The sequence below is a fragment of the Streptomyces sp. NPDC093071 genome (genome assembly GCF_044754545.1).
GTDB lineage: Bacteria > Actinomycetota > Actinomycetes > Streptomycetales > Streptomycetaceae > Streptomyces.
In genome coordinates this window covers 200,982-227,196 of the sequence record NZ_JBIVPH010000011.1, presented here as the reverse complement: position 1 = coordinate 227,196, position 26,215 = coordinate 200,982, and the positions used below count along the sequence as shown (strand labels likewise).

Here is a 26,215-nt window from a genome sequence, read left to right as displayed (position 1 = left end):
CACCGGGGGGCCGGTACCGGAGATCTCCGGTACCGGCCCCCCCGGCTTCGGTGGAGACCCCCGGGGCCGGTTCCGCGGGGAGGCGGTGCACCGGGGGCCGGTCGTCGGGCCCGCCCCGGCGGAGTCGGGACGGGCGGCACCGGCGTCAGGCGGTCGTGGCCTCCTCCGCGCTCCGTTCCGGGGTGGGTGCCGCGTCGGCGTCCTGCTCCATGGCCGTGTCCCGGGTCTCGCGGAGCGCGAGGGTGCAGCCGAAGCTGATCAGGCACAGCAGAGCGAGGAAACCGCCGAAGGCGATGCCGCCGTACGCCGCCACGATCGCGGCGGCGATCAGCGGGGGAACGGCCCCGCCGAGCACCCCCGCCACGTTGTACGCGAAGCCCGCGGCCGTGTAGCGGTAGCGGGTGCGGAAGAGTTCCGGCATGAACGCACCCACGGGGCCGTAGGCGAAGCCGCTGATGAACGTCGTCACGCACGAGGCCAGGGCGAAGGTCGTGGCCGACGCCGAGTCGAGGACCGGGAAGAGCGCCAGCGCCCAGACGACGGCGATCCCGTTCCCCGCGAGGATGACCCGGCGCCGGCCGACCCTGTCGGAGCACGCCGCCCCGAGGACGAGAGCCAGGCCGAAGACGGCGCCCGCCAGGATGCCGATGGAGAGCACGGTGGTGCGGGAGAGGTGGAGCACGGTCGTACCGAAGTTGATCATGTAGCCGACCGCGAGGTAGTAGAAGGAGAAGATCATCAGCATCACGCCCGAAGCCAGGGCGATCTCCCGGGGCTGGTTCCGCAGGGCCTCGGCGAACGGTACGGACGAGGTCCCGCGCCGGGCGACCTCGGTCCGGAAGACCGCCGGCTCCTCGATCCTCATGCGGATGAAGAAGCCGACGGCGACGAGCAGGAAGCTGGTGAGGAACGGTATGCGCCATCCATAGGATTCGAAGGCGGCCGTGCTCATCGTCGCGCCGATGAGGAGGAAGGTGGCGTTCGCGAGGATCATTCCGATGGATCCGCCGAGCGAGCCGAACATCGACCAGAAGCCCCGCCGGGCCTTCGGCGCGTTCTCCGCGGCCATGAGCGTCGCCCCGGTCCACTCGCCGCCGACGGCGAGACCCTGGAGGAGGCGCAGCACCACGAGGAGGATCGGTGCCGCCGCCCCGATCGTGTCCGCCGTCGGCATCAGGCCGACGAGGAAGGTCGCCAGGCCCATGACGAGGAGCGTCGCCACCAGGGTGGTCTTGCGTCCGAGGCGGTCGCCGAAGTGGCCGAAGAGGATCGAACCGAGCGGGCGGGCGACGAACGCGACACCGAGCGTCGCGAAGGAGGCGACGGTACCGGCCGCCGAGCCGAGGGCGGGGAAGAAGGTCTTCGGGAAGACCAGGGCGGCGGCGGTCGCGAAGATGAAGAAGTCGTAGTACTCGATGACCGTTCCGGTGCCGCTGGCGAGCGCGATGCGCCGCATGGTCCGAGGGGTCACAGGGGCGTCGTGTGTCGTCATGGCGTACCTCTCCACGAGGTGGGGGAAGGAGCGCCATGAGGATCGTGCATTAAATTTGATATGTCGATAGTTTCGACAAGATGAAGCGGACGCCGTCCAGGGCGAGTGCCTCATGGTCCGGTATCGCCTTGAATCTGCACTATCTCCCTCGGTGAAGAGGGTGACACGTGACAGGGAGGTAAATATTATCCATGATGTATCTCCCGGTGTGGGGCTGGAAACACGCCCCTCGGGCTCTCTGCCATTGGAAGGCCATCGACGTGCATGCATCATCACTGGTCGATTCCCCGGGCGCCGCACTCTCCTCCGCCCTCGTCCCGCCCACGGACGGGCCCTGCGTCGAGGTCGTCGACGCCTCGACGGGCCGGATCGTCCATCGCGTCACGGAGTACGGGACGAAGGAGGTCGACGACCTGATCGCCTCGGTCGCCGGGGCCGCGCACCGCTGGCGCGCGCTCGCGGTCTTCGCCCGCACCGAAGCCCTGCTCCGCTGGGCTCGGGAGCTCACGGACCGCCGCGAGGAGCTCGCCGAGTTCGTCGCCCGGGAGACCGGAGCCCTGCGGGCCGAAGCGGCTCTCGACGTCGACCGGGCGGTCGATTGCATCCGGTACTGCGCCGGGCTCGTGGGCAAGGTCGACGGCCGGGTCCTCGCCGGTGTGCCCGGCCACTTCGGGCACACCGTCCGCGAGCCCTACGGCGTCGTCGGAGGCGTCGCCGCGCGGAACTCCGCCCTCTCCACGTTCGCCTGGCAGGCCGCCCCCGCCCTGGCGGCCGGGAACGGCTTCGTCCTCCACGCGCACGCCGAGGCTCCGCTCGGGCCGCTCCTGGCGGCCCGCCTTGCCGAGGCCTCCGGGATCGACGCCTTGGCCGCTTTCACCGGCCCGGAGTCCCTGTCCACCCACCTCGCGGGGCACCGATCGGTCGGCATGCTCGTGTACGCCGGACCCGCCGACACCGGGCGGAAGGTGATCCGTGCGTCGGCCGGCCCGATCGCACCGCTCACCCTCAACCTCGCCTCCGGCAACAGTGCCTTCGTCCTTCCGAGCGCCGACCTCGCGGCAGCGGTCCCGTCCGTGCTGCACTCCCGCTTCTCCTGCGCGGGACAGAACTGGTTCGGCGTCTCCCACGTGTACGTCCACGTGTCGCTGTACGAGGAGTTCGTGACGCGCGCGGCCGCCCTGGCGCGGCGCATCACCGTCGGCCCCGCCCTCGATCCCGGGGCGCTGATGGGGCCGCTCCCCTCCGAGACCGCCTGCGAGCGGCTGGCGGAGGCGGTGGCCAAGGGCGTCTCGGAGGGCGCCGAGGTCCACGCCGGCGGCAGACGGGTGCCCGGCCTCGAAGGCGGCGGCTATTACGAACCCACCGTCGTCACCGACGCGGGCCCCGCGAACCCGCTGCGCACCGAGCCGGTCGCCGGCCCGGTCCTGACCGTCTCCCCGTACACGGACGCCGACGCGGCCGCGGCGGAGGCGAACGCGACCCGCTCCGGCGGCATAGCCCAGGTCTGGGGCCGCGACGCGGGCGCCGTGAAGGAACTGGCGGACCGGCTGGACGTGGGCACCGTCTGGATCAACACCCACGACGCGCTCTCGCCCGAGATCGCCACGACCGCGTGGCGAGAGAGCGGCCACGGCACCGCGGGAGGCCCGGACGCCCTCGACGCCTGCACCCGTACCAAGATGATCATGTGGGACGTCACGCCCCTCGCAGGACGCATCCCCGCCTTCACCAAGATCGCGACGAGAACCGACTCCGAAGGGTCCCGGAATGCCTGAGCAGCTCATCCGCGTCGAGGCCGTCGGGGCCGCGGAGTCCTACACCGGCCGGGGCGACCTCCTGTCCCTGGAGAACCCGGCCACCGGAACCACCTACGCGGAGGTGCGAGAGGCCGACGAGGAGCTCGTCGACCAGGTCGTCGCCGGCGCGGCCACCACCTACCGGAACGAGTGGAGCACCGTCGAGCCGCTGGAACGCGCCCGCCTCATGCTCCGCTGGGCCGACGTCCTCATGGACCACCAGGACGAGCTGGCCCGCATCGAGTCCACCGACGTGGGCCACCTCTACCGCGAATCCGCCGCCGACGTCGGTGCCGCCGCCCGGTGGCTCCGCTACTTCGCCGGCGTCGCCGACAAGATCGAGGGGCAGAGCGTCACCTCCCACCCCGACCGCTCGGCGTTCGTGACCCGTGAACCGTACGGAGTCGTGGCGGGCGTCAACAGCTTCAACGGCAACATGCTGATGTTCGGGATGAAGGCGGCTCCCGCCCTCGCCACGGGCAACTGCTTCGTCCTGAAGGCGCCGGAACTGGGCCCCCTCTCCTCCTTCCGCATGGCGGAGCTCGCCGTCGAGGCGGGCATCCCGCGCGGTGTCGTCAGCGTCGTCTCAGGCCGCGGACACATCACAGGCCCCGCCCTCGTCGCCCACCCGGAGGTGGGCATGGTCATGTTCACCGGTGGCCTCAACGGCGCCCGCGGCGTCATCGAGAGCTCGGCCGTGAACATCAAGCCGCTCACCCTGGAACTCGGCGGCAAGAACGCCGTCGTGCTCCTCGACGACGTCGACCTCGACCGGATCGTCCCGCACCTGCTCCACTCCAACTTCGTGAAGTGCGGCCAGAGCTGCGCCGCCGGATCGCGCGTCTTCGTCCCGCGACGCCTCGCCGACGAACTGGCCGGACGGATGGCCGAGGCCACCCGCCTCATCCGACCCGGAGATCCCTTCGTCCCGTCCTCGGACATGGGCGCCATCATCAGCGAGCAACAGGTCGCCCGCGTCGAGGACCTGGTCCGCCGGGCCGTCGAGGGCGGGGCCGCCGTGCTCGCGGGCGGCAGGCGGGCCGAGACGGGTCCCGCCACGGCGAACGGACACTTCTTCGAGCCGACGGTCCTCGCGGACCTCGACGACGGCAACATCGCGGCACGCGAGGAGATCTTCGGCCCCGTCGTCGGCCTGCTCACCTACGACGGCCTGGACGAGGTCGTCGCCCGTGCCAACGGCCTCGACTTCGGACTCACCGCCCAGATCTGGGGCGACGACGTCGGAGCCGTCCACCACCTGACGCGCGGCATCGAGGCCGGCACCGTCTGGGTCAACACCTACCGGTCGATCCACCCGAGCGCGCCGTACGGCGGCTTCAAGCACAGCGGCTACGGGCGGGAGAACGGCGCGGAGGTCCTCAAGACCTACACCCGCACCAAGACCACCGTCTGGAACCACGGCGCGGCGCGGCACCCGTACGGGGACCTCCTCGAAGCACCCGCCGCGCGCTGACGTCGCGCACCCTCCCGAACCAGCAGGAGAAGCAGGCAATGAACGAAACCCTCGTGGAGCGCCTGGCGGCCTTCACCGCCGACAGCGACTTCGACCGGCTGCCCGCCGACGTCGTCGACGAGAGCAAGCGCATCATCCTCGACTCCCTCGGCTGCGCCCTCGGCGCCGTCGACGAGCCGAAGGGGCGCATCGGCATCGAGTACGGCCGGATGACCGGTGGGACGGGAGGCGACGCGACGATCATCGGCGCCGGCGACAAGGTCTCCGTCTTCGGCGCCGCGTTCGCCAACGGCGAGCTGATCAACACCCTCGACGCGGACGCGGTGCTGCCGCCCGGCCACGTCACGCCGTACGTGCTCCCCGGCGCCATGGCCGTCGGGGAGAGCGTCGGCGCGTCGGGGAAGGACGTCATCACCGCCGTGGCCGTGGCACACGAGATGTCGTACCGCATCGGCAAGGCCATGGACTACCTGCGGGACGTCAAGGACGGCAAGGTCTCCCCGCCGCCGGTCTACGGCTACAGCAGCACCGTGTTCGGCGCCGCCGCCGCCGTCATGAAGCTGAAGGACACCGACCGCGAGATCCTGTCGCACGGGCTCGGCATCGCGGGCAGCATCGCCCCCGTGAACTCCTTCCGCGCCTGGAGCGAGCACGCCCCGACCTCCACCATCAAGTACCTGCTGGCGGGCGCCCTCACCCAGGCGGCGCTCACCGCCGCCCACATGGGCGAGCTCGGGCACCGTGGCGACCTGCTCGTCCTCGACGACCGGGAGTTCGGCTTCCCGCGCTTCATCGGCACCCGCCGCTGGGAGCCGGACGCCATCACCGACGGACTCGGTGAGGACTGGCGGTTCCCGGCCGAGCAGTCGTACAAGCCCTACCCGCACTGCCGCATCCTCCACGCCCTGCTCGACTCCCTCACCGAGATCGTCACGGAAAACAACCTCAAGCCGGACGAGATCGACGGCATCAAGGCCTGGGTCGAGGGCTTCGTCGAACAGCCGCTCTGGGTCAACCGCACCATCGAGCACGTCCACGACGCCCAGTTCAGCATCGCTCACGGCCTCGCGGTCGGCGCGCACGCACTACCGCCGACCAAGGCCTGGCAGGCCCCGGAGTTCGTCTTCGGCGATTCCGTCATGGGTCTGATGGACCGGGTGTCGTACGAGGTCCACCCGAACTACGTGGAGCTCATATCCGGCAACGCCGCGAGCCGTCCCGCCAGGATCGAGGTCTCCGCGCGCGGCACGACCTTCGTCGGCGAGCGCCGCTATCCCAAGGGCAGCAAGTCGCCGGAGCCCGGGTCGACCATGACCACGGACGAACTGGTGGCGAAGTTCCGCGGACACGCCGAGGGGGTCCTCGCGGACACGACCGTCGACCGGGTGGTCGACGCCGTCCTCAACCTGGAGACGGTCGGCGACTTCGGCGACGTCATGCGCCTGGTGGGCCGCAAGGACCGCTGACCCTCCGGTCCGGAGGGCACCCGAAACCCCTGAATGCGCCGCCGGCCCGGTCCCCTCCGTCGTGGGAGGGGACCGGGCCGGCGGCGCGTTCAGGGGCGGTGGCCGCGCGCAGTCTCCGACGGCAGCACGCCGAACCGCTCCCGGTACTGGTGGGCGAAGCGGCCCAGGTGGAAGAACCCCCACCGCGCGGCCACCTCCGTCACCGAACCACCCGAGCCCGAGGACAGCTCCCCGTGCGCACGGTCGAGCCGTACGCCACGGAGGTACGCCGTCGGTGACATCCCCACCACCTCTTGGAACCCCAGCTGGAGCGCACGGGCCCCGACGCCCGCCATCGCCGCCAGGTCCGCCGTGTCGAGGACCGCCGCCGGATGTTCATCGACGAAGGCCACGACATCGAGGATCCGCGATCGCCGGGTGGGCGGCGGTGTGCCCCGCAGAGTCGGACTCAGCTGGCTCGGCACGGCCATGAGCAACTGCGTCATGAGCAGGGCCTCCAGCTCACGGCTCGCCACGGGCATGCCGGCGAGGCCTCCGGGGCGGGCGAGCTCCTCGTACATGAACCCGACGGTCGCCACGAGGGCCTGGCCGGGTCCGTCCGCGAGGTCGAAGGTGAGGTCGAAGCGCAATGGCCCACTGCAGCGGATTCCGGTGAGCTTCGTGGCATGGTCCTCCAGCAGCGCCCGGGGGAACTTCAGGGCGTACTGGACCGCGTCCCGGCTCCATCGCACGCCGAGCGGGGCGTCGGGGACGAAGGCGGCCCCCGACCGACCGGGCGCCGAGGACTCGTGGACGCCGTTCTGCTCGACGGCGGTGCGACCGCTGAGCGGGATGTTCACGTGGTAGCAGTCCTGCATGGGCGGCACGGTGAGCCGCACGTCCGTCCCATAGCTCAGCTTGCCGAGGGTGACGCGCGGCGCCGGTGCGAGACCGAGACGGAAGTCGAGATCCCGGCCCGGTGCGAGCCGCATGTCGTGCTCCGCGAAGCTCCTGCTGCCCTGTTCACGGGCGACGTCCAGATCGCGTGTGCTGATGTGCAGGGGGCCCTCGATGGCGGCCCGGTCCTGGTTCTCTGGCACCTGTGCCTCCTCGCGCACCCGGTCGCCGACAGCCTGAGCAGGAGTGACCCGCTGGGGAATATTAAATATCTGTTACTCGTCCCCTGGAAGGCTCATGCCTCCTTCGCTTTGCGGCTGTTCCCGCGCGGCCGATGGATAGTGACCCGGCTCACCCCGGCCGTACCGTCCCCGACGACATAGCGGCCGCCCTTCTGTCGGCGGCTCACGTCCTCCGCGTACCTCACGGGGGAGCTGCGAAAGGGACACCGGCATGGTCTGGCAAGGCAACCACTCCAAGCTCTACATCGGCGGTCGCTGGGAGACCCCGGCCACGGACGAGACGATCGCCGTCATCTCCCCGTACACGGAAGAAGCCGTCGCACACGTCCCCGCCGCCTCCAGGGCGGACGTCGACCGGGCCGTCGCGGCGGCCCGGGAGGCCTTCGACCACGGCCCCTGGCCGAGGACGCCGCTCACGGACCGACTGGAAGCACTGCGCCGCCTCGGCGAAACCCTCGCGGGCCGCCACGAGGAGATGGCGGGTCTCATCTCGGCAGAGATGGGCACCCCCATCTCGCTCTCCCGCACGATGCAGACGACCGGCGCCCGACTGCTGCTCGACAGCTTCGTCGAGCTCGCGCCCCGGTACGAGTGGAGCACCGTGCGCCGCTCCGGCACGGGCAACGCGCTCGTCACCCGGGAACCCGTCGGCGTGGTCGCGGCCGTCGTGCCCTGGAACGCGCCCCTGCTCGTGACCCTGCTCAAGCTGGCGCCCGCACTCCTGGCCGGTTGCACCGTCGTCCTCAAGCCCTCGCCGGAGGCCCCGCTCAACGCGTACCTCTTCGCCGACATGCTGCACGGGACCGGACTGCCCGAAGGCGTCGTCAGTGTCCTTCCCGCCCACCGCGAAGTGAGCGAGTACCTCGTCACCCACCCCGGCGTCGACAAGGTGTCGTTCACCGGATCCACCGCCGCCGGCCGTCGCATCGCCGCCCTCTGCGGGCAGGACCTGCGCCGGGTGACGCTCGAACTCGGCGGCAAGTCCGCCGCCCTCGTCCTCGACGACGCCGACCTCGACGTGGTCGTCGAGTCCGTCCGGACGCTGTCGATCCGCAACAACGGACAGGCGTGCAGCAACAAGACCCGGATCGTCGTCTCCCGCGCCCGCCGGGTCGAACTCCTCGACCGCGTGACCGAGATGATCCGCGGACTCGACGTCGGCGATCCCGCCGACCCCTCCACGCACGTCGGCCCCGTCGTCAGCGCCCGCCAGCGCGCGGCCGTCGAGGGCTACCTGGAGATCGGCCGCAACGAGGGCGCTCAGGTCCTCGTCGGCGGAGGGCGACCCGCCGGCCTCGACCGCGGCTGGTTCGTCGAACCGACCGTCTTCACCGACGTCGAACCCTCCATGCGGATCGCCCGGGAGGAGATCTTCGGACCGGTCCTCTCCGTCATCACCGTCGACGGCGAAGACGAGGCCGTGGCCGTGGCCAACGACTCCGACTACGGGCTCAACGGCTCGGTGTTCACCGCCGACCCGGAGCACGGGCTGGCCGTCGCGCGTCGCATCCGGACCGGCACCGTCGAGATCAACGGCCACGGGGTCGGCTTCCACGCCCCGATCGGTGGCTTCAAGTCCAGCGGCATCGGCCGGGAGGCCGGCCTGGAGGGCTTCGACGCCTACGTGGAGCTCAAGTCGTACGGCCTCCCCGCAGGACTGGCCGACGCCCTTTCCTGACCCCCTACCTCATCGAGCACGCCCCCTTCCCCATAGAGGAGTGAACCATGCGCGGAGTCGTCTTCCAGGGCGAGCGCACCCTGCGGATCACCACCTTCGACGACCCGGCCCCCGGACCCGACGACGTCGTCGTCGAGATCAAGGCGTCGGGCCTGTGCGGCAGCGACCTGCACTTCTACCGTTCCACCGGCGGCCAGGCCCTGGCCTCCTTCGGCATCGAGGGCGACGACGGCGGCTTCATCGCCGGACACGAACCCTGCGGCGTCGTCGCCGCCGTCGGCGCGAACGTCGACGCCCGCGCCGTACGCGTCGGCGACCGCGTCATGGTCGGCCACTACCAGGGCTGCGGCTTCTGCGCCCAGTGCCTCACCGGCTGGGAGCAGCTGTGCGAACGCGGCGTGACCATCTTCGGCGCGTCCGCACACGGTGGCCACGCCGACTACCTCAAGGTGCCCGCGAGGAACGTCGTCCCCCTGCCGGACGAGGTGGGGTTCGCCGCCGGAGCGGCCATCTCCTGCGGCACCGGAACCGCCTACGGCGCCCTCGTACGGCTCGACCTGACCGCCCGGGACACCCTGGCGGTCTTCGGCCTCGGCCCGGTCGGCCAGTCGGCCGTCCAGTTCGCCTCGGCGATGGGCGCCGAGGTGATCGCCGTCGACGTCGCGAGCGAACGCGTCGCGCTGGCAGAGGAGTTGGGTGCCGCACACGCCGTCGATTCGCACACCACCGACCCGGTCGAGGCCATCCGCGAACTCACCGGCGGCCGGGGCGTCAGCCGGGCCGTCGACTGCTCCGGCGCCTCCGCCGCCCGGTCGGCGGCGGTCCGCTCCGCCGCCGTCTGGGGCCGGGTCGCGTTCGTGGGGGAGGGCGGCGACGTCACCCTGAACGTCAGTCCCGAGATCATCCGCAAGCAGCTGACCGTCATCGGCTCGTACACCTTCTCCCTCACGCGTCAGGCGGAATGCGCGCGCTTCGTCGCCCGCCACGGCGTCGACGTCGACCGGTTGTTCACCCACCGCTGGACCCTCGACGACGCCGCCGAGGCGTATCGCGAGTTCGACCGGCAGACCGGCGGCAAAGCCGTCTTCGAGTTCTGACCCCGTCCCTCCGCACCTTCCAGCACATTCGACCCCTTGGATTGGCGGTATCACTCATGGGAGTGGCTGCTGTGGAAACGAGGCCCCGCCTCTCTCCACGCGATCGTCTCGCCCGCGTCGAACAAGGATTCTTCGTCCTCGGCATCACCGCCGTGCTCTGCCTGGCCGGCGCCGCGACGACCGAGGGATTCCTCGACGGAGGCAACGTCGAGACCCTGCTGAGACTCTCGGCGGCCTTCGGCATCCTCGCCGTCGGCGAAGCCTTCGTCGTCCTCGGCAAGGGCATCGACCTCTCCGTCGCCGGCGTGGGCCTCGGCTGCGCCCAGGCCACGCTGGCCTTCATGGCGAACGGCATGACGGAAGGACGGGCCGTCGCCCTGCTCGTCGGCCTCGCCCTGCTCGTCGGAGTCGTCAACGGTGTCCTCGTGGCCTATCTGGAGGTACCGGCGCTCTTCGCGACGCTGGCCACGGGGCTGCTCACCATCGGCGGCGTGGACATCCTCCTCCTGGACCGGAACTTCTACGCCCTGCCGGAAGGCTCCGTCCTCTCCGCGCTGAGCAGCGGCTCGGTCCTCGGTGTCCCCCGGGCGATCTTCGTCGCGGGAGCCGTCTTTCTCCTCGCCTGGTTCCTCGTCTCCGGCACGTCGTACGGTCGGCTCACCCGCGCCATGGGCGACAACTTCGAGACGGCCCGCTCCTCCGGAGCACCGGTCCGTCCGCTCCAGGTGCTCGGATACGTCGTGTCCGCGCTCTTCGCCGTGCTGGCCGGCTACATGACGGTCTCCGTCCAGGGCAGCGTCCAGACGACGGCGACCTCCTTCGACCCTCTGCTGTTCACGGCGCTGACCGTCACCGTCATCGGCGGCGTCTCGCTCGCCGGCGGTCGCGGCACGGTCCTCGGCGTCCTCGCCGGAACGCTCTTCGTGGGAGTCCTGAACAACCTTCTGATCCTGCGCGGGCTGAGCTCGTCCCTCCAGGACCTGGTGCGGGGCGGCGTCCTCATCGCGGCGATCGCGCTCGACGCCTGGCTCCACCCACGGGACGAGGAGACGGCCAAGACGGACGAGCTGTGAGCTCCTCCCGCACCCGTGCCCGTCCCCGTCGCGAACCTTCCCCTCGCACGTCCCTCCACCCCCTCGCTCGGCACAAGGAGCCCCGGAAATGAACAGAAGAACCACGGCCCTGCTCACGGTGGCGGCCACCTTCATGGCCGCCGCCGGATGCACGGTGAACGGCGGCGGCACGTCCTCCGGAGCCCGGGGAGGCGCCGGCGACGGCAAGCAGACCTTCGGCCGGACCGTCCAGCTCTTCGACGCCCACCAGAAGACCCACAACGCCATGAAGGGCAAGCGCATCGCGTTCGTCCCCATCCTCTACAAGGGCTACAACCTCACCCTCAACTGGGGCAGCACCATGGAGCGGGCCTTCGGCAACCTGGGGGCGGACTTCCGGGTGTACGACGCCAACTTCGACACCGACAAGATGGTCAAGATCATCAACGATCTCGTCTCCCGACGTGCCGTCGACGTCCTCATCCTCCACAATCCCGACGTCGGCGTCCTCACCAAGCAGATTGAAGCCGCGGAGAAGGCCGGGATCCACACGATCGTCGTCAACATGGTCTCCAGCCGGCTCGGCGACGCCTTCATCGGGGTCGACTCGGTCCACGCCGCCGAGGACATCACCCGCCGCGCCGTCCAGGACTGCGCGGGGCGCGGCGGTCCCAAGCGCATGGCGATCATCGACGGCCCCGGCAACGACGGCGCGTCGCTCCAATGGTCCAGGGGCGTCCACAACGTCCTCGACCCGGCCGGGTACGAGGTCGTCACCACCGCCCACACCCAGTGGCAGAACTCCCTCGCCCAGCAGGCCGCGTCCTCGATCGTCCAGCAGCGGAAGGACGGCATCTGCGGCTTCCTGGTGGCCTACGACCTCAACGCCATCGCCGTCGGGGACGCCGTCGCGGACGCCGTCGAACGGGGTGTCGTCCGCCCCGGGGCCATCGGCGTCTACACGATGGCCGCCGACGCCCAGTGGTGCGACGCGCTGAGGGCCGGCAAGGTCACAGCCTCGGCCGCGTACGACGTCCAGGGCGTAGGGGCGGCGGCGGTCGTGACGGCGCAGCAGCTGATCCAGAGCGGCGCCCCGGCCGGCAGCAACCACACCGTGGCGTACGTCTCGCACACCGTCGTGGACCGGACGAACGCCGACACCACGACCATCGCCTGCTACCGGGGCCGGTGACGGCGTGTTCCTCTTCGCGGCACGTTCCCGGGGGATCGACGCCTTCCCCCTCACCGGCGGCCGGTGGCGCGACCGTCTCGCTCCTTCCCGTACCCTCTCCGAGTTGTTCGGGCAGCGGTGGACGGAGGGCGCGGTCCCGCTCGTCCTGGCCGTCCTGCTCAGCGTCCTCGTCACGATCGTCACCCCCGTCGGCGCGGGGGACGCCCCCCTCGTCCTCGACGAGGTGGCCGAGAAGGGCCTCGTCGTCGTCGGTCTGACCCTCGTCCTCGTGGGCGGTGGCATCGACCTGTCCGTCGGCTCCGTCGTGGGACTGGTCTCACTGGGCGCCATGGTCGCCTCGCGGGCCTGGAACTGGCCCATGGCCCTCGTGATCCCGGCAGCGGTGCTCGTCGGCGCGGCTCTCGGCGCCGTCAACGGGTTCCTGATCGCCCGGGTCAACATGCGTCCCTTCATCACCACCCTGGTCACCCTCGTCGCCTTCGGCGGGGCCGCCGCCGCACTCCAGAGCGCCTACAGCCTCCCCTTGGGCCTGCCCCGGGAGGACATCGTCTGGGACTTCCTCGGCGCGGGCGCGGTGGCCGGCATCCCCACCGGCTGGTTCGTCTTCGCCGTCGCCCTCGTCGTCGTCCACGTCGGGCTCACCCGCACCCGCTGGGGCTGGTGGATCGCGGCCGTCGGATCCGACCGGCGCTCGGCCCGCCGCAACGGCATCCCGGTCACGCACGTCGTCTTCGCCACGTACGTCCTCTCCGGAGCCCTCGCCGGCGGGGCCGGGCTCCTCACCGCGGCCCGTCTCGGCCGCACCGATCCGGACGTCGGCCAGGGCTGGGAACTGATGGCGCTCACCGCCGTGGTCCTCGGCGGCGTCAGCCTCAAGGGCGGCCGCGGCTCGGTGCTGCGGGCGACCGTCGGCATCGTCGTCGTCCAGGTGATCCAGCAGGGCACCATCGCCGCGGGTGCCGAGGGCTCCGAGTACACGGTGATCCTCGCGGCCGCCCTACTGCTCTTCGCCGTCCTCGACCTGAAGTGGGGCAAGTACCGGCGGACCACCGCCGAGAAACTCAGGATCGACCCCGGCCGCGTCACGCTCGGCCCGCTCGCCGACGTGACGGAACCCGGCACGGTGTGGACGGTCAACGACCGGACGACCGGCGCGACCCCCATCGGCCTCGGCAGGATCGAAGGAGCGGAGGACTGCGCGGTGGACCGTGAGGGGCGGATGTACTGCGGTGACCGGCGAGGCTGGATCTGGCGCTTCTCCGGCCCGGAGGACACCGAGGGGGAGGTCTTCAGCAGGACCGGCGGCATGCCGCTCGGCCACGCGTGGGACCGTGAGGGCCGACTGCTCGTCGCCGTCGGCGGCATGGGCGTCTACCGCGTCCACGCCGACGGCGACACCGAGCTCCTCGCCAACAAGGTGCGGCGCAGCCCGTTCTCCCTGCTCGACGACTCCGGCCTCCGCGCCGTCGACGACCTCGACGTCACCGCGGACGGAGCCGTCTACGTCTCGGACTTCTCGACCCGCACCAACGCCGCCGAGTACATGGTGGAACTCGTCGAGTCCCGGGCCAACGGCCGGGTCGTCCGCATCGACCCGGACGGCAGCACCGAGGTCGTGATCTCGAACCACGTCTTCCCCAACGGCGTCTGCACCTCCCACGACGGCATGTCGATCCTCGTCGCCAGCACCGGTCTCTGCCGGGTCGACCGGCTCTGGACCTCAGGACCCAAGCAGGGACGGATGGAACCGGTCCTCGAGAACCTTCCGGGACACCCCGACAACATCAACCGCTCCTCCGACGGGAACTACTGGCTGCCGTTCGTCTCCATGCGCACGCCGATGTCGGACCTCCTCACGCGCTATCCGGCCGTCCGGCGCCGCATGACCCGGGAAGTACCGTTGGACAGCTGGGTCGTGCCCCAGCTCAACGTCTCCTGCGTCATGAAGTTCAGCGACGAGGGCGAGATCCTCGACGTCCTGTGGGACTCCACCCTCGCGAACCACCCCATGGTGACCGCGGTGAAGGAACACGACGGGCACCTCTACCTCTGCGGCGTCAGCAACAACCGCGTGGGCCGGCTCGCGCTCCGTCCCGAGGAGATCGGCCCCATCGATCCCGCTGCCGTACCCGGTACGAAGGCCGCCGTCGCCCCGGAGGTGCACCGATGAGACGAGCCCTGTCGGTGATCGGCGAGTGGATCAACCCCGGCGGAGCGCGCCACCGCACCGTCCCGCCCATGGAGGCGGGCCTCCGTCCCAACCGGAGGCTCGACGAGGCCCGTGAGCTTCTTCCGGAGGAGGGACACGAACCCGACGACGTGGTGCTGACCGCGTCGGGCGCCCTGTTCTTCTCCAGCGGGGACACGCTCTTCGAGTTGCGCGCCGACGGGCCCGCCCGCCCCGTGGCCGTGCTCGACGGTGAGATCGGAACGCTGCTGCCGTACGGTGCCGGGAGAGAGGAAGGAGTGGTCGCGGCGGTCGAGGGCGTGGGCCTGGTGACCGTCCACGTGACCGGCGCCACGGAGCCGTACTGCACGGACCCCCTCGTCACCTCCTGCGTCACCGACGCGACGAGCCTGCCCGACGGTTCGCTCCTCGTGACCGTGGGGTCCCTGCGCGAGTCCGCCGCCGGCTGGGCCCGCGCGCTGGTGAGCGACGACAGATCCGGTCGCATCGTCCGGATCCACGGCGGTGCCGCCCGGGTCGAGGCCGAGGGTCTGCCCTGGCCCTCCGGCGTCGAGGCCGTCTCCACCACCGAGGTCCTGGTCTCCCTCAGCCTCGACCACCGGATCGAACGCCGCCGGACGGCCGCTCTCGACGGCCCCGGTGCTTCGGTCATCCGCAATCTGCCCGTGTACCCGGGGCGACTGACGGCCACGGACGACGGATGCTGGGTGGCCGCCCCGTACGCCCGTAACCGCTTCACCGAACTCCTCCTCGACGAACCGGAGTTGTCTGCGGAGATGATGGAGAGTCTGTCCCCGGAGGACTGGTTCGTCCCGCGTCTGCGCTGTACCACCCCGTACACCGACACCCTCCAGATGGGGCAGTTGCGGGTGCTCGGAGTGATCAAACCCTGGGCACCGCCTCGCTCGTACGGCCTCGTCTTCCGCCTGGACGACTCGGGACGCGTCGCGGAGAGCGCGCACTCCCGCGCCGACGGCCTACGCCACGGGGTGACGGGAGTGGCCGCGCGCGGCGGCCGCCTGGTCGTCGCCGCCCGGGGGTACCGCAACCTGCTTCAGCCGCAGCACGTAGGAGAGGAAAGGACGGTGACACCGTGACGACGTCCGTGTATGAGGAGGGCGCCGGGGCGCCGGAGGGTGTCCCCGTCCCCGAACCGGTGATCCGGCTGAGCGGCGTCAGCAAGCGCTACAGCGGCACGTACGCGCTCCGCTCGATCGACTTCGACGTCCGGCCCGGAGAGGTCCACGCCCTGCTCGGCGAGAACGGCGCCGGCAAGTCCACCCTCGTCAAGGTGGTCGCGGGGGCCGTCAAACACGACAGCGGGACGCTCGTCGTCGACGGCCGGGAACGGGTGTTCTCGGCACCGAAGGAGTCCACGGCCGCCGGAATCGAGATGGTGTACCAGGAGGGTTCGCTCGTCGAGTCGATGACCGTCGCGCAGAACCTCTTCCTGGGGCGGGAGAAGGCCTTCAACAACCTCTCGCACCTCAACACCGCCGCCCGCGAACTGCTCGAGTCCCACAACTTCCACATCCGCCCGGAGGTCCCCGCGGGGTCCCTCGGCATCGCACAGAAGCAGATGGTGGAGATCGCCCGCGCGGTGCACCGCAGGGCCAAGCTCGTCATCCTCGACGAGCCGACCTCCTCCGTCACTCCCGAGGAGCGCCTTCAGCTGTTCCTGTCGATGCGGCAGCTCAAGCGCGACGGCATCGGCGTCGTCTTCATCACCCACATGCTCGACGAGGCCCTCGCGGAGGCGGACCGCATCACGGTGCTCCGGGACGGCGAGGTCCGGGGCACGCTCGCCAGGGCGCAGTTCGACCGCGACGAGGTCGTACGGATGATGGTGGGACGTGACGTCGAGTACGGGCGCGTACCGCCGGGCCGCGCGGCCGACCCCGTTCCGGTCCTGGAGGTGGAGGACCTGACACTGCTCCCCGCCGTGCGGTCCATGTCGTTCACCGCCCGTGCCGGAGAGATTGTCGGCATCTACGGGCTCGTGGGCGCGGGCCGCAGCGAGACCGCGATGATCATCAGCGGGATCGCCAAGCGGCGCCGGCTGCGGGGAGGGAAGATCCGACTCGACGGCCGGGAGGTGCGATTCCGCACCCCGCGCCACGCACGCCGGGCCGGGATCGTCCACATCACGGAGGACCGCAAGGCCTCGGGCTTCTTCAGTCACTTCACGATCGCCGAGAACATCCACCTCGGACACGTCTGCGGGGCCCGGCGGCTGCCGTTCCTCCTGAGGCCGGGGGAGCGGGCTTCGGTGGCGCGGCGCTTCGTCGAGCGGTTCCAGGTGCGGACACTGCGGCCCGAGCGCGCGAAGCTGGTCGAACTCAGCGGAGGCAACCAGCAGAAGGTCGTCCTCGCCAAGGGGCTGACCAGGAAACCCCGGGTGGCGATCATCGACGAGCCCACCCGGGGTGTGGACCTCGGGACGATCGTGGAGATCCACGCAATGATCCGGGCCCTCGCGGACGACGGTGTCGCGGTCGTGGTCATCTCCTCGTACCTTCCGGAGATCCAAGCCCTGTCGGACCGCATCCTGGTCGCGAAGCAGGGGGCCGTCGCCGCCGAGTTCGATCCGGCGGAGGCGGACGAGGAAGCGCTGATGTTCGCCGCCGTCCACTGACCGCCTTCCCACCCGCACCTCCCGTACGAGGGGGTGGCCTTGTCCGGAGAAGTGGAGATCAGATATTTTATTTTAAGTATTTGTCGAGCGGAAGGGCGCAGCCATGCGACGCGCAGCCATTGTCAGCCCGGTGCGGACACCCGTCGGATCTTTCGGAGGCGCCCTGAGGCCGGTGGCGGTTGAGGACCTCGCCGCCACCGTCATCAAGGCGGTCGTCGAGCGGACCAGGATCGACCCCGAGCGGATCGACGACGTCGCCATGGCCCAGTCCTACGCGAACTCCGAGACGCCCTGCATCGGCCGCTGGGCCGCCCTGCACGCCGGACTGCCGCTCTCGGTGCCCGGTCTCCAGACCGACCGCCGCTGCGGCGGCGGCCTCCAGGCCCTGGTCACGGCCGCCATGATGGTCCAGACCGGAGCCTGTGACGTCGTCCTCGCCGGCGGCGTCGAGAGCATGTCGAACATCGAGCACTACACCACCTCGATGCGCTGGGGGAGCCGCTCGGGCAACGTCGAGGTGTACGACCGGCTCGACCGCGGCCGCGAGCGGTCCCAGCCCGAGCATCGCTTCGGGAAGATCTCCGGCATGGTCGAGACCGCCGAGAACCTGGCGCAGCGGTACGGCATCACCCGCGAAGCCGCCGACGCGTACGCCGTCGCCAGCCACCGGCGGGCCGCCGCGGCCTGGGACAACGGCCTCTTCAAGGACGAGGTCGTGCCGGTGAGCGTGCCACAGCGGCGCGGGGACGCCCTGATCGTCGACCGGGACGAGGGCGTCCGCCCCGACTCCTCCGTCGAGGTCCTCGCCAAGCTGCGCACCGTGATGCCCGGCGGCACCGTCACGGCGGGCAACGCCAGCCAGCAGAACGACGCCGCCGCCGCGTGCCTGGTGGTCGCCGAGGACAAGCTGGAGGAGCTCGGCCTGGAGCCGCTCGGCTACCTGGAGGGCTGGGCCGCGGCCGGCTGTGACCCGGCCGTCATGGGCATCGGCCCGGTCCCGGCCGTGGCCAAGCTCCTCGCCCGTACCGGCAAGACCTTCGACGACCTCGACCTCGTCGAGATCAACGAGGCGTTCGCCGTCCAGGTCCTCGCGGTCCTCGCCGAGTGGGGCTGGCACGACACCGACCGCCTCAACGTCAACGGCTCGGGCATCTCCCTCGGCCACCCCATCGGCGCGACCGGCGTGCGGATCATGACCACCATGCTCCACGAACTGCGCCGCCGGGACGGACGCTACGCCCTGGAGACCATGTGCATCGGCGGCGGCCAGGGCATGGCGGCCCTCTTCTCCGCCGCGTGACCGCGGCCCGGCCCGATCGACACGACAACCGAGTTCCGACAGGACACCCGATGACCAAGGTCTTCCCTTCCCCCGACGCGCTCGCCGAGGCCGTCGGCACGCACATCGGCACCGGCGACTGGACCACCGTTGACCAGCAACGGATCGACCTCTTCGCCGAGTCCACCGGCGATCACCAGTGGATCCACGTCGACCCCGAGCGCGCCGCCACCGGGCCCTTCGGCACCACGATCGCCCACGGCTTCCTGACGCTGTCCCTCCTCCCCGTCCTGGTCAAGCAGGTCTACCGGACCGAGGGGGTCGGCATGGCCGTCAACTACGGCCTCAACAAGGTCCGTTTCATGCACCCGGTACGGGTCGGCTCCAAGGTCCGGGCCTCGGTGGACCTCGTCTCCGTCGAGGAGGTGCCCGCCGGCCGTCAGGTCGTCTCGCGGGTGACCGTCGAGATCGACGGTGTCGACAAGCCGGCCTGCGTCGCTGAGACGGTCACCCGCCTCTACGGGTGAGACCGTCACCACCCACCACCGTTCCACCTCTTCCGCCATCACCGCCCAAGGAGTACGACCGTGTCCGTAACACCCCAGACCGAGCAGCGCGTCGCCATCGTCACCGGCGCGGCCCGCGGCATCGGCGCCGCCACCGCCCTGCGCCTGGCCCGCGACGGCTTCGCCGTCGCCGTGCTCGACCTCGACGAGGCGGCCTGCGCCGACACCGTCGCCGCCGTGGAGAAGGAGGGAGGGCGCGCCCTGGCCGTCGGCGTGGACGTCGCCGACGCCGCACGCGTCGAGTCCGCGGTGGCGCGCGTGGCCGCCGAACTGGGCCCGCCCGCCGTCCTGGTGAACAACGCCGGAGTGACCCGCGACAACCTTCTGTTCAAGATGGACGAGACCGAATGGGACGCCGTCATCGGCGTCCACCTGCGCGGCGCGTTCCTGATGACCCGCGCCGCCCAGGCCCACATGACCAAGGCCGGCTGGGGGCGCGTCGTCAACCTGTCGTCCGTCTCCGCGCTCGGCAACCGCGGCCAGGTGAACTACTCCGCCGCCAAGGCCGGCCTGCAGGGCTTCACCAAGACCCTCGCCATCGAGCTGGGCAAGTTCGGCATCACCGCCAACGCCGTCGCCCCGGGCTTCATCGTCACCGAGATGACCGCGGCCACCGCCGAGCGGCTCGGCGTGCCCTTCGAGGAGTTCAAGGCCCAGCGTGCCGCCGTCACCCCCGTACCGCGTGTCGGCGAGCCCGACGACATCGCCCACGCCGTCTCCTTCTTCGCGAGCGAGGGCGCGGGCTTCGTGACAGGACAGGTCCTGTACGTCGCCGGCGGTCCGCGCGGCTGAGCGACCCGGCTCCGGCGACACGCACCACCAGCAAAGGAAAGACATGACAGCACGGTTCGACCAGGGCGCCTGGGCGGAATCCGGTGTGCAGACGGTTCAGCCTGGAGTGCACCGAGTGCCTCTGCCGCTGCCCAACGACGGTCTGCACGCCGTGAACGTCTACCTCCTCGAAGGGCTGGCCGAGGACGGTCGGCTCGTCATGATCGACGGCGGGTGGGCCATTCCGGAGGCGCGCAAGAAGCTCGAAGAAGCCCTGGCCGTCATCGGGCGGGACCTCTCCGACATCGGCCACATCCTGGTGACCCACGTCCACCGCGACCACTACACGCAGGCGGTGGAACTGCGCCGGCTGCTGGGCGCGCGCGTCTACCTCGGAGCGGGGGAACGTCGGGGCCTGGAGCTGCTCAACGAGATGCGGGGCGGACTCGGGTCGGCCCTGAGGACCCTGCGGCGGGCGGGGGCCGAGGAGCTGGCCGAACTCGTACAAGTCACCTACCCCGACCTGTACGAGCCCGGCCACTGGGAGGCCCCGGACCGGTGGCTGGGGGCGGAGACGCTGCGCTTCGGCCCGCACGCGCTCCGGGTCATCCCGACCCCCGGCCACACCCGGGGCCACGTCGTCTTCCTGGACGAGCGGCGCCGGCTGATGTTCTCCGGCGACCACGTGCTGCCGCGGATCACGCCGTCCATCGGCTTCGAGGCCTCCGATCCCGGGGGCAGGCCGCTGGCCTCGTACCTGGAGTCCCTGCGGCTGATGACCGACTACGCGGACACCCGGCTGCTGCCGGCGCACGGACCCGTGGGCGAGAGCACGCACACCCGGGTCGCCGAGCTGGTCGCGCACCACGACGACCGGCTGGCCAGGACGCTGGCCGTCGTCGGGGACGACACGCGTGACGCCTTCTCGGTGGCCCGCGGCCTCGTGTGGACCCGCCGGGAACTCGCGTTCAGCGCGCTCAGCCCGCTCAACCAGATGCTCGCGGTGAACGAGACGGTCGCCCACCTGGACGTCCTGGCCCTCCGGGGCCGGGTCGCGGTGTCCTCGGTCGGGGGAGTGAACCGGTACACGCGCATGCGGTGACGGCGCGCCGTCGTCCGCGTCGACGAGCAAGCCGCGGAACGGAAGGAAGTCCCGGACCGCCGGTCATCGTGCCGGGCGGTCCGGGACTTCCGCGCGTCGCGGGAGGTGTCAGACGGCTATGTTCATTTCGGGACCGATGTACTCCTCGGCCGAAACGACCTGGCCGCCCTCCACGGTGGCCACCTGGATGATGTGCACGTTCGTGCCGTCGAGGGTGGTCGACGTCTGCACGATGAAGCCCTTGTCCGTCAGCGTGTACCGCGAGTTCCGGAACGGCGGGAGGCCGCCCCGGCTGTGCACCGCGTCGATGGCTCCCTTCAGGCTCATCCACTTGTCGTCGGAGCTGTGCCACACCCTGCAGTCGGGCGCACAGAACTCGTAGAAGAGATCGACGTCGGACAGGGCGCGGAGCCAGCTCTCGGCCAGCTCCTTCGGGGTCTTCTCGGGCATGCTCGGGCCTTCCTGCTCAGAACGCAACGAGGTGGTGTGATCTGCACCGAGATCGATAATCATGCATCATATAAAAAATGACAAGAGCTTTCGCTGTGCTCGGCGAGGTTCGGCGACGCGCGGGGCGCACCTCCCGAAAGCGCGCGGACCGGCTCGGCGGACGTACCGTGAGGACAGGCAGGGCCGTCGAGCCTGAGGAGCGAAATGGTCGGGTGCACCGCCGCCGACGCGGCAGCGACGTCTCCCTTCGCGGCCGCTGTCCTCGACGACCGCGGCATCGTCCTGCGCTGGTCCAAGGCCGCCGCCGATCTGCTGGACCGGGCCGCCGAGGAGGTCTGCGGCCGCTCCTTCGCAGCCCTCCTCGCCGACGACGGGGCCCGGGAGCGCTTCACCGGCTTCCTCGCAGAGGGCCAGCAGAGACTGCTGCACCGCACCGGGCCACCGGTCGAGGTGAACCTTCGTGTGCTACGGCTGGAACCGTCCGGCGAAGTTCTCCTGCTCCTCGTACCCGCGCACGCCGACGACGAGGACCGCGTGGAGGAGGAGCGCCGGCTCCGGGCCCACCGGGACCGGGATCTGCTGCACGAGGCCGCCGTGCGCATCGGCGGCTCCCTCGACGCGGCGCGCACCGCCCAGGACCTGGCCGACGTCCTCGTCCCCGCTCTGGGGGACCTGGCGAGCGTCGAACTCGCCGACGGCGTGCTCGACGGGGACGAGCCGCCGGAGACCCACGGCGGAGGGGACCTGCGTCTGCGCCGTACGGCCGTGGCCTCGGCCACCGGCACCTGGCCGACCCACCTCGTACAGCCCGGCCAGCGCATTCCTCCCATGGTCTCCACGGGCGAGCTGCGGGACGTGCAGCACGGGCGGGCCGCCGTCTTCGACCCGGCGAAGGTGAGGGCCCTCTTCGAGGACCCGTCACAGCACCTTCCCGAGCACATGCACACGGCCATGTGGGCGCCGCTCTTCGCCCGCGGGCTGGTGCTCGGCACCGTGGCCGTCTGGCGCACGGAACAGCGGGAACCGTACGACGAGGGGGACGCGGACCTGCTCACCGAGATCGTGTCCCGGGCCGCTCTGGGCGTGGACAACGCCCGCCGCTACACCAGGGAGCGCCGGTCGGTCCTCGCGCTCCAGCAGCGCCTGCTACCGGAGCCCACGACCGACGCGCCCGCCGCCGAGACTGCGGGACTTTACCTGCCCACCGGCAGCGGAGCCGGCATCGGCGCCGACTGGTACGACGTCATCCCCCTGCCCTCCTTCCGGGTCGCCCTCGTCGTCGGTGACGTGGCCGGACACGGCCTGTACGCCACCGCCACCATGGGCCGGCTGCGCACGGCCGTCCGCACGCTCGCCGACCTGGAACTCGACCCGACCGAACTCCTCACCCACCTGGACGACCTGGTCCAGCAGTTCAGCAGCCGCGCCGACCCGGTGAGCCCGTTCGTAGCCACCTGTCTGTACGCCGTGTACAACCCCGTGGCCCGGCGCTGCGCCCTGGCCAGTGCCGGCCATCCGCCGCCCTTCCTCATCACTCCCGGTGGCGTCGCCGAGGCGGTCGACATCAGCCCCGGGCCGCCCCTCGGCGTCGGCGGACTGCCGTTCGAGACGGTCGTCGTCGATGTGGAGCCGGGCAGCGTCCTGGCCCTGTACACCGACGGCCTGGTCGAGCACCGGGCCGGTGACGCCGACGGCGGGACGCACTGGCTTAAGGAGAGACTGTCGTCCTCGTACGCCCCCGACCGCCCCTTGGAGGAGACCGGACGCGCGGTCCTCGGCGGCCTCGGCGACGAGCCTCCACGCGACGACGTCGCCCTGCTCCTGGCCCGGGCCCGTGCCGTTCCCGAGGACCACACGGCGAGCTGGGACTTCCCGGCCGACCCGACCATCGTGTCCACCGCCCGACGGGTCGTCGCCGAACAACTGGTGGCATGGGGGCTGGAGGACCTGGTCTTCAACACGGAACTGATCGTCAGCGAACTCGTCACCAACGCCGTGCGGTACGCGGGCGGCCCCGTCGGTCTGCGGCTCATCCGGGAGACCTCGCTCGTCTGCGAGGTCACCGACCCCAGCAACACCCAGCCGCGCCTGCGCCGGGCCCGCTGGAGCGACGAGGGTGGGCGCGGCCTGTTCCTGGTGGCCCAGCTCACCAGCCGGTGGGGGAGCCGTCACGGCCGACACGGCAAGACCATCTGGGCCGAACAGTCCCTCGTGCCCGAGGAGCTCGGCCTCGTGGAGTTCGACCTTGCGGACCTCCTGTGAACGCCGGGCCGTCGTGGGGGCGGCGGTGCCACTGCCGAGACCGATCGAAGACCTCGGTGGATCAGCTCGCGGTCTCGGCCCCTGCCGTCGTGTCCGCTTCGGCGGCCCAGGAGGCGAGGAAGCGCAGACCGTCGTGGGAAGGGCTGCCCGGTTCCGCCGTCCAGGTGACGAGGGACTGGTCCGGGTCGGTGGCGCAGGTCAGCGTGTCCCAGTCGAGGGTGAGATCGCCGGCCACGGGGTGGCGGAACACCTTGGTGCCCATGCCGCGCACGGCGACGTGGTGGGCGCCCCACCACTGACGGAAGTGCTCGTCGCGCACGGACAGCTCGCCCACGAGGGCGGCGAGCCGCTGGTCCTGCGGGTCGCGTGCCGCCTCCATGCGGAGCTGGGACACGCCGGTGTGGGCGACGTTTTCCCAGTCCGGGTACAGCGCCCGTACGGCGGGGTCCGTGAATACCAGACGCACGTAATTGCGCTGCTTCTCCGGAATCTTCGAGAAATCCGTGACCAGGGCGGCGGCCAGAGAGTTCCACGCCAGAATGTCCATACGGCGGCCCAGGACGACGGCGGGCACGGTCGCCAGGTCGTCGAGCAGTCGCCGCAGTTGGGGGTGGACCTTCTGCACGGCCTGCCGCCGAGGCCGGGCGGCGTCCTTGCCCGCCAGTTCGAGCATGTACTCGCGCTGGTCCCGGTCGAGCCGGAGGACCCGGGCGATGCTGTCCAGGACCTGCGGCGATGCCGTCCGGCGTCCCTGCTCGAGCCGGGTGTAGTAGTCGGTGCTGATGGAGGCCAGCAGCGCCACTTCCTCCCGGCGCAGACCCTTCACCCGGCGTCGGCCCCCCATGTCCGGCAGCCCGACCTCCGACGGGCTGAGCTCCATGCGGCGAGCTTTGAGGAAAGCGCCTAGTTCACTGCTGTGCGCATTTCGATCCATACCTGTCAGTCTTACAGGCCAGGAGTAATTTGTGAGGGGGCCGGTGGTGTCCTAGGACAGTGTTGTCCGGGGCTGTTTACCGCCCCTTTTCAGTTTCCTGGTGGTGTGTGAGGGTCGTGAGCGCGGGTCATGGCCCCCGTCCGGAGCCCTGAGCGCGCTGAGCAGAGGTCTGGTCAAAGCTCACAGTATAAAATATATTAAGCATCCTTCTTGAGGATGCTTTCGCCGGAAGCGAGGCGCACGACGTGCAGACCACCCTCCCAGTCGAAACAGCCGCCGCCCGGTTGGTGGTGGAGCTGGACCACGACTCACTCCCGCCCGAGGTGGTACGGGGCGCGCGGCGGCTGTTGCAGGACCAGTTGGCGGTGCAGATCGGCTGTGCGGGCCTGCCTTGGAGTCGTGCCGTACTCGATCTGACGCGGAGCCGTCACGTGCCGGGAGGATCACGTGTGGTCCTCACCGGCGACATGATGAGCGCGGCGGACGCGGCCTTCGTCAATGCCACCTTCGGCCACGGGTTCGAGTACGACGACGCCCACCGTGCCAGTTCCAGCCATCCGGGCAGTTGCGTGGTCTCGACCGCCCTCGCGGTCGGCGAGGAACTCGGCGCCACGATGCGGGACGTGCTGCTCGGAATCGTCGCGGGATACGAGATCTACACCCGGATCGGCGTCCTGGCCGCGCCGGAGCTCCTGGAGCGGGGCTTCCACCCGCACGCGGTCCTGTCGAACCTCGGTGCCGCCGCGGTGGTCGCGAAGATGCGAGGCTTCGACCTGGAGCGCACCGTCCACGCCCTCGCCATCGCGACGAGCCACTGCTCGGGCACCACCGAGTACACCTCCTCGGGCGGTTCCGTGAAGCGCGTGCACGCGGGAATCGGTACCCGGAACGGGATCCGCGCGGCCGAGATGGCCGAGGCCGGCATCACCGGCCCGCTCGCCTTCCTCACCGGCTCCAAGGGGTTCTACCGGACCTTCGTCGGGCGCGAGGTCGCCGCGGACGCCGCGGACGCCTTCTCCCCGGACGCCCCGTTCGAGATCGAGCGCGTCTGGATCAAGCCCTACTGCTGCTGCGGGATCAACCACGCGTACATCGACGGCGCACAGCGGTTCTCGGACCGCGTCGAGCTCATCGAGAGTGTCGAACTGGACATCCAGACCGGCGGCAACGTCATCGTCGGGACCCGCAACGTCAACGCCTACGCACCGCAGACCATCGAGAACCTCCAGTACAGCCTGCCGTTCCAGTTCGCCCTGTCCCTCCTCGGCCGCGGCAACGGCTACCTCACCCACCGCGCCTACCTGGACGGCGAGCTCGACCTCTCCTCGGGTGAAGAGGTGGCGGAGCTGGCCCGCCGGATCCACATCACGCCCAAGCCCGAGCTCGACGCGAGGTACGCAGGGAAGTGGGTCGGGAACATCACCGTCACCTACCGCGACGGTTCCACGGAGAGCCTCTTCGTCGAGAGTCCGCTCGGCACTGCCGAGAACCCGATGCCACAGGCCGACCTCGACGCCAAGTTCCGCGACCTGACGGTGACGGTCATGGGCGCCGAGCAGAGCGAGGAACTGCTGCGGACGATCACCGAGGGCGACAACGACGTGCCCGCCGCCACCCTGACCAAGCTCCTGGTCGTCTGACAGCCATCCGTTTCCCGCTTTCT

The 26,215-nt window shown here is 70.7% G+C and carries 20 protein-coding genes; 16 read left to right on the top strand and 4 right to left on the bottom strand.

Features of this window, described 5'->3' with window-relative positions; all coding sequences use genetic code 11:
• Window positions 1–145: 145 nt before the first annotated feature.
• Window positions 146–1,492, bottom strand: a complete 1,347-nt coding sequence (locus tag ACIQD7_RS30330; RefSeq protein ID WP_402445773.1) for an MFS transporter — start codon at window positions 1,490–1,492, stop codon at window positions 146–148.
• Between the two features lie 260 nt (window positions 1,493–1,752).
• Between ACIQD7_RS30330 and ACIQD7_RS30325 the strand changes: the two genes are divergently transcribed.
• Genes ACIQD7_RS30325 through ACIQD7_RS30315 form a run of 3 tightly spaced genes read left to right on the top strand, consistent with a single transcriptional unit; the run spans window position 1,753 to window position 6,228 of the window.
• Complete coding sequence (locus ACIQD7_RS30325) at window positions 1,753–3,267, top strand: aldehyde dehydrogenase family protein (RefSeq protein WP_402445770.1); 1,515 nt, start codon at window positions 1,753–1,755, stop codon at window positions 3,265–3,267.
• Window positions 3,260–4,762: an aldehyde dehydrogenase family protein gene (locus ACIQD7_RS30320; protein ID WP_402445768.1), complete on the top strand. Its 1,503-nt coding sequence runs from the start codon at window positions 3,260–3,262 to the stop codon at window positions 4,760–4,762. The genes ACIQD7_RS30325 and ACIQD7_RS30320 overlap by 8 nt, the downstream gene beginning before the upstream one ends.
• Before the next feature lie 38 nt (window positions 4,763–4,800).
• The gene (locus tag ACIQD7_RS30315; RefSeq protein WP_402445765.1) at window positions 4,801–6,228 is read left to right on the top strand and encodes an MmgE/PrpD family protein; all 1,428 of its coding nucleotides are present in this window, start codon (window positions 4,801–4,803) and stop codon (window positions 6,226–6,228) included.
• 89 nt (window positions 6,229–6,317) lie between these two features.
• Here ACIQD7_RS30315 and ACIQD7_RS30310 read toward each other — a convergent pair whose 3' ends face one another.
• The gene (locus tag ACIQD7_RS30310; protein ID WP_402445762.1) at window positions 6,318–7,307 is read right to left on the bottom strand and encodes an AraC family transcriptional regulator; all 990 of its coding nucleotides are present in this window, start codon (window positions 7,305–7,307) and stop codon (window positions 6,318–6,320) included.
• Between the two features lie 250 nt (window positions 7,308–7,557).
• On the opposite strand from ACIQD7_RS30310, the gene ACIQD7_RS30305 reads away from it, so the two are divergent.
• From ACIQD7_RS30305 to ACIQD7_RS30255, 11 genes are all read left to right on the top strand, one after another.
• Window positions 7,558–9,024: an aldehyde dehydrogenase gene (locus ACIQD7_RS30305; RefSeq protein ID WP_402445760.1), complete on the top strand. Its 1,467-nt coding sequence runs from the start codon at window positions 7,558–7,560 to the stop codon at window positions 9,022–9,024.
• Between the two features lie 47 nt (window positions 9,025–9,071).
• On the top strand, window positions 9,072–10,121 hold the full coding sequence (locus tag ACIQD7_RS30300; protein ID WP_402445758.1) for a zinc-binding dehydrogenase: 1,050 nt from the start codon (window positions 9,072–9,074) through the stop codon (window positions 10,119–10,121).
• Between the two features lie 71 nt (window positions 10,122–10,192).
• A complete protein-coding gene (locus tag ACIQD7_RS30295; RefSeq protein ID WP_159057825.1) occupies window positions 10,193–11,194 on the top strand; it encodes an ABC transporter permease in 1,002 nt (333 codons plus the stop codon).
• 88 nt (window positions 11,195–11,282) lie between these two features.
• Window positions 11,283–12,365, top strand: coding sequence for a sugar ABC transporter substrate-binding protein (locus tag ACIQD7_RS30290; RefSeq protein ID WP_402445756.1), 1,083 nt, complete (start codon window positions 11,283–11,285; stop codon window positions 12,363–12,365).
• Between the two features lie 103 nt (window positions 12,366–12,468).
• Entirely contained in the window at window positions 12,469–14,535 is a 2,067-nt protein-coding gene (locus ACIQD7_RS30285; RefSeq protein ID WP_402445754.1) for an ABC transporter permease, read from the top strand.
• Window positions 14,532–15,650, top strand: coding sequence for a hypothetical protein (locus ACIQD7_RS30280; RefSeq protein ID WP_402445751.1), 1,119 nt, complete (start codon window positions 14,532–14,534; stop codon window positions 15,648–15,650). Before ACIQD7_RS30285 ends, ACIQD7_RS30280 begins: the two co-directional genes overlap by 4 nt.
• The gene (locus ACIQD7_RS30275) at window positions 15,647–17,188 is read left to right on the top strand and encodes a sugar ABC transporter ATP-binding protein (protein WP_402445749.1); all 1,542 of its coding nucleotides are present in this window, start codon (window positions 15,647–15,649) and stop codon (window positions 17,186–17,188) included. Before ACIQD7_RS30280 ends, ACIQD7_RS30275 begins: the two co-directional genes overlap by 4 nt.
• 103 nt (window positions 17,189–17,291) lie before the next feature.
• A complete protein-coding gene (locus ACIQD7_RS30270; protein WP_402445748.1) occupies window positions 17,292–18,488 on the top strand; it encodes an acetyl-CoA C-acetyltransferase in 1,197 nt (398 codons plus the stop codon).
• A 50-nt stretch (window positions 18,489–18,538) separates the two neighbouring features.
• Window positions 18,539–18,994, top strand: a complete 456-nt coding sequence (locus ACIQD7_RS30265) for a MaoC family dehydratase (protein ID WP_402445747.1) — start codon at window positions 18,539–18,541, stop codon at window positions 18,992–18,994.
• Between the two features lie 60 nt (window positions 18,995–19,054).
• Entirely contained in the window at window positions 19,055–19,825 is a 771-nt protein-coding gene (gene fabG / locus ACIQD7_RS30260) for a 3-oxoacyl-ACP reductase FabG (RefSeq protein WP_402445745.1), read from the top strand.
• A 43-nt stretch (window positions 19,826–19,868) separates the two neighbouring features.
• Window positions 19,869–20,906, top strand: coding sequence for an MBL fold metallo-hydrolase (locus tag ACIQD7_RS30255; protein ID WP_402445743.1), 1,038 nt, complete (start codon window positions 19,869–19,871; stop codon window positions 20,904–20,906).
• Window positions 20,907–21,014: 108 nt separating this feature from the next.
• Here ACIQD7_RS30255 and ACIQD7_RS30250 read toward each other — a convergent pair whose 3' ends face one another.
• Entirely contained in the window at window positions 21,015–21,356 is a 342-nt protein-coding gene (locus ACIQD7_RS30250; RefSeq protein WP_062759867.1) for a hypothetical protein, read from the bottom strand.
• A gap of 204 nt (window positions 21,357–21,560) precedes the next feature.
• On the opposite strand from ACIQD7_RS30250, the gene ACIQD7_RS30245 reads away from it, so the two are divergent.
• Window positions 21,561–23,618 carry a SpoIIE family protein phosphatase gene (locus ACIQD7_RS30245; protein WP_402445742.1) on the top strand — a complete coding sequence of 686 codons (2,058 nt, stop codon included), beginning with the start codon at window positions 21,561–21,563 and terminating at the stop codon, window positions 23,616–23,618.
• 61 nt (window positions 23,619–23,679) lie between these two features.
• On the opposite strand, the gene ACIQD7_RS30240 is transcribed toward ACIQD7_RS30245, so the two are convergent.
• Window positions 23,680–24,552 (bottom strand): helix-turn-helix domain-containing protein, encoded by an 873-nt coding sequence (locus tag ACIQD7_RS30240; RefSeq protein ID WP_402445740.1) that lies wholly within the window; start codon window positions 24,550–24,552, stop codon window positions 23,680–23,682.
• A 245-nt stretch (window positions 24,553–24,797) separates the two neighbouring features.
• Between ACIQD7_RS30240 and ACIQD7_RS30235 the strand changes: the two genes are divergently transcribed.
• Window positions 24,798–26,192 carry an MmgE/PrpD family protein gene (locus tag ACIQD7_RS30235; RefSeq protein ID WP_402445738.1) on the top strand — a complete coding sequence of 465 codons (1,395 nt, stop codon included), beginning with the start codon at window positions 24,798–24,800 and terminating at the stop codon, window positions 26,190–26,192.
• Window positions 26,193–26,215: the final 23 nt, after the last annotated feature.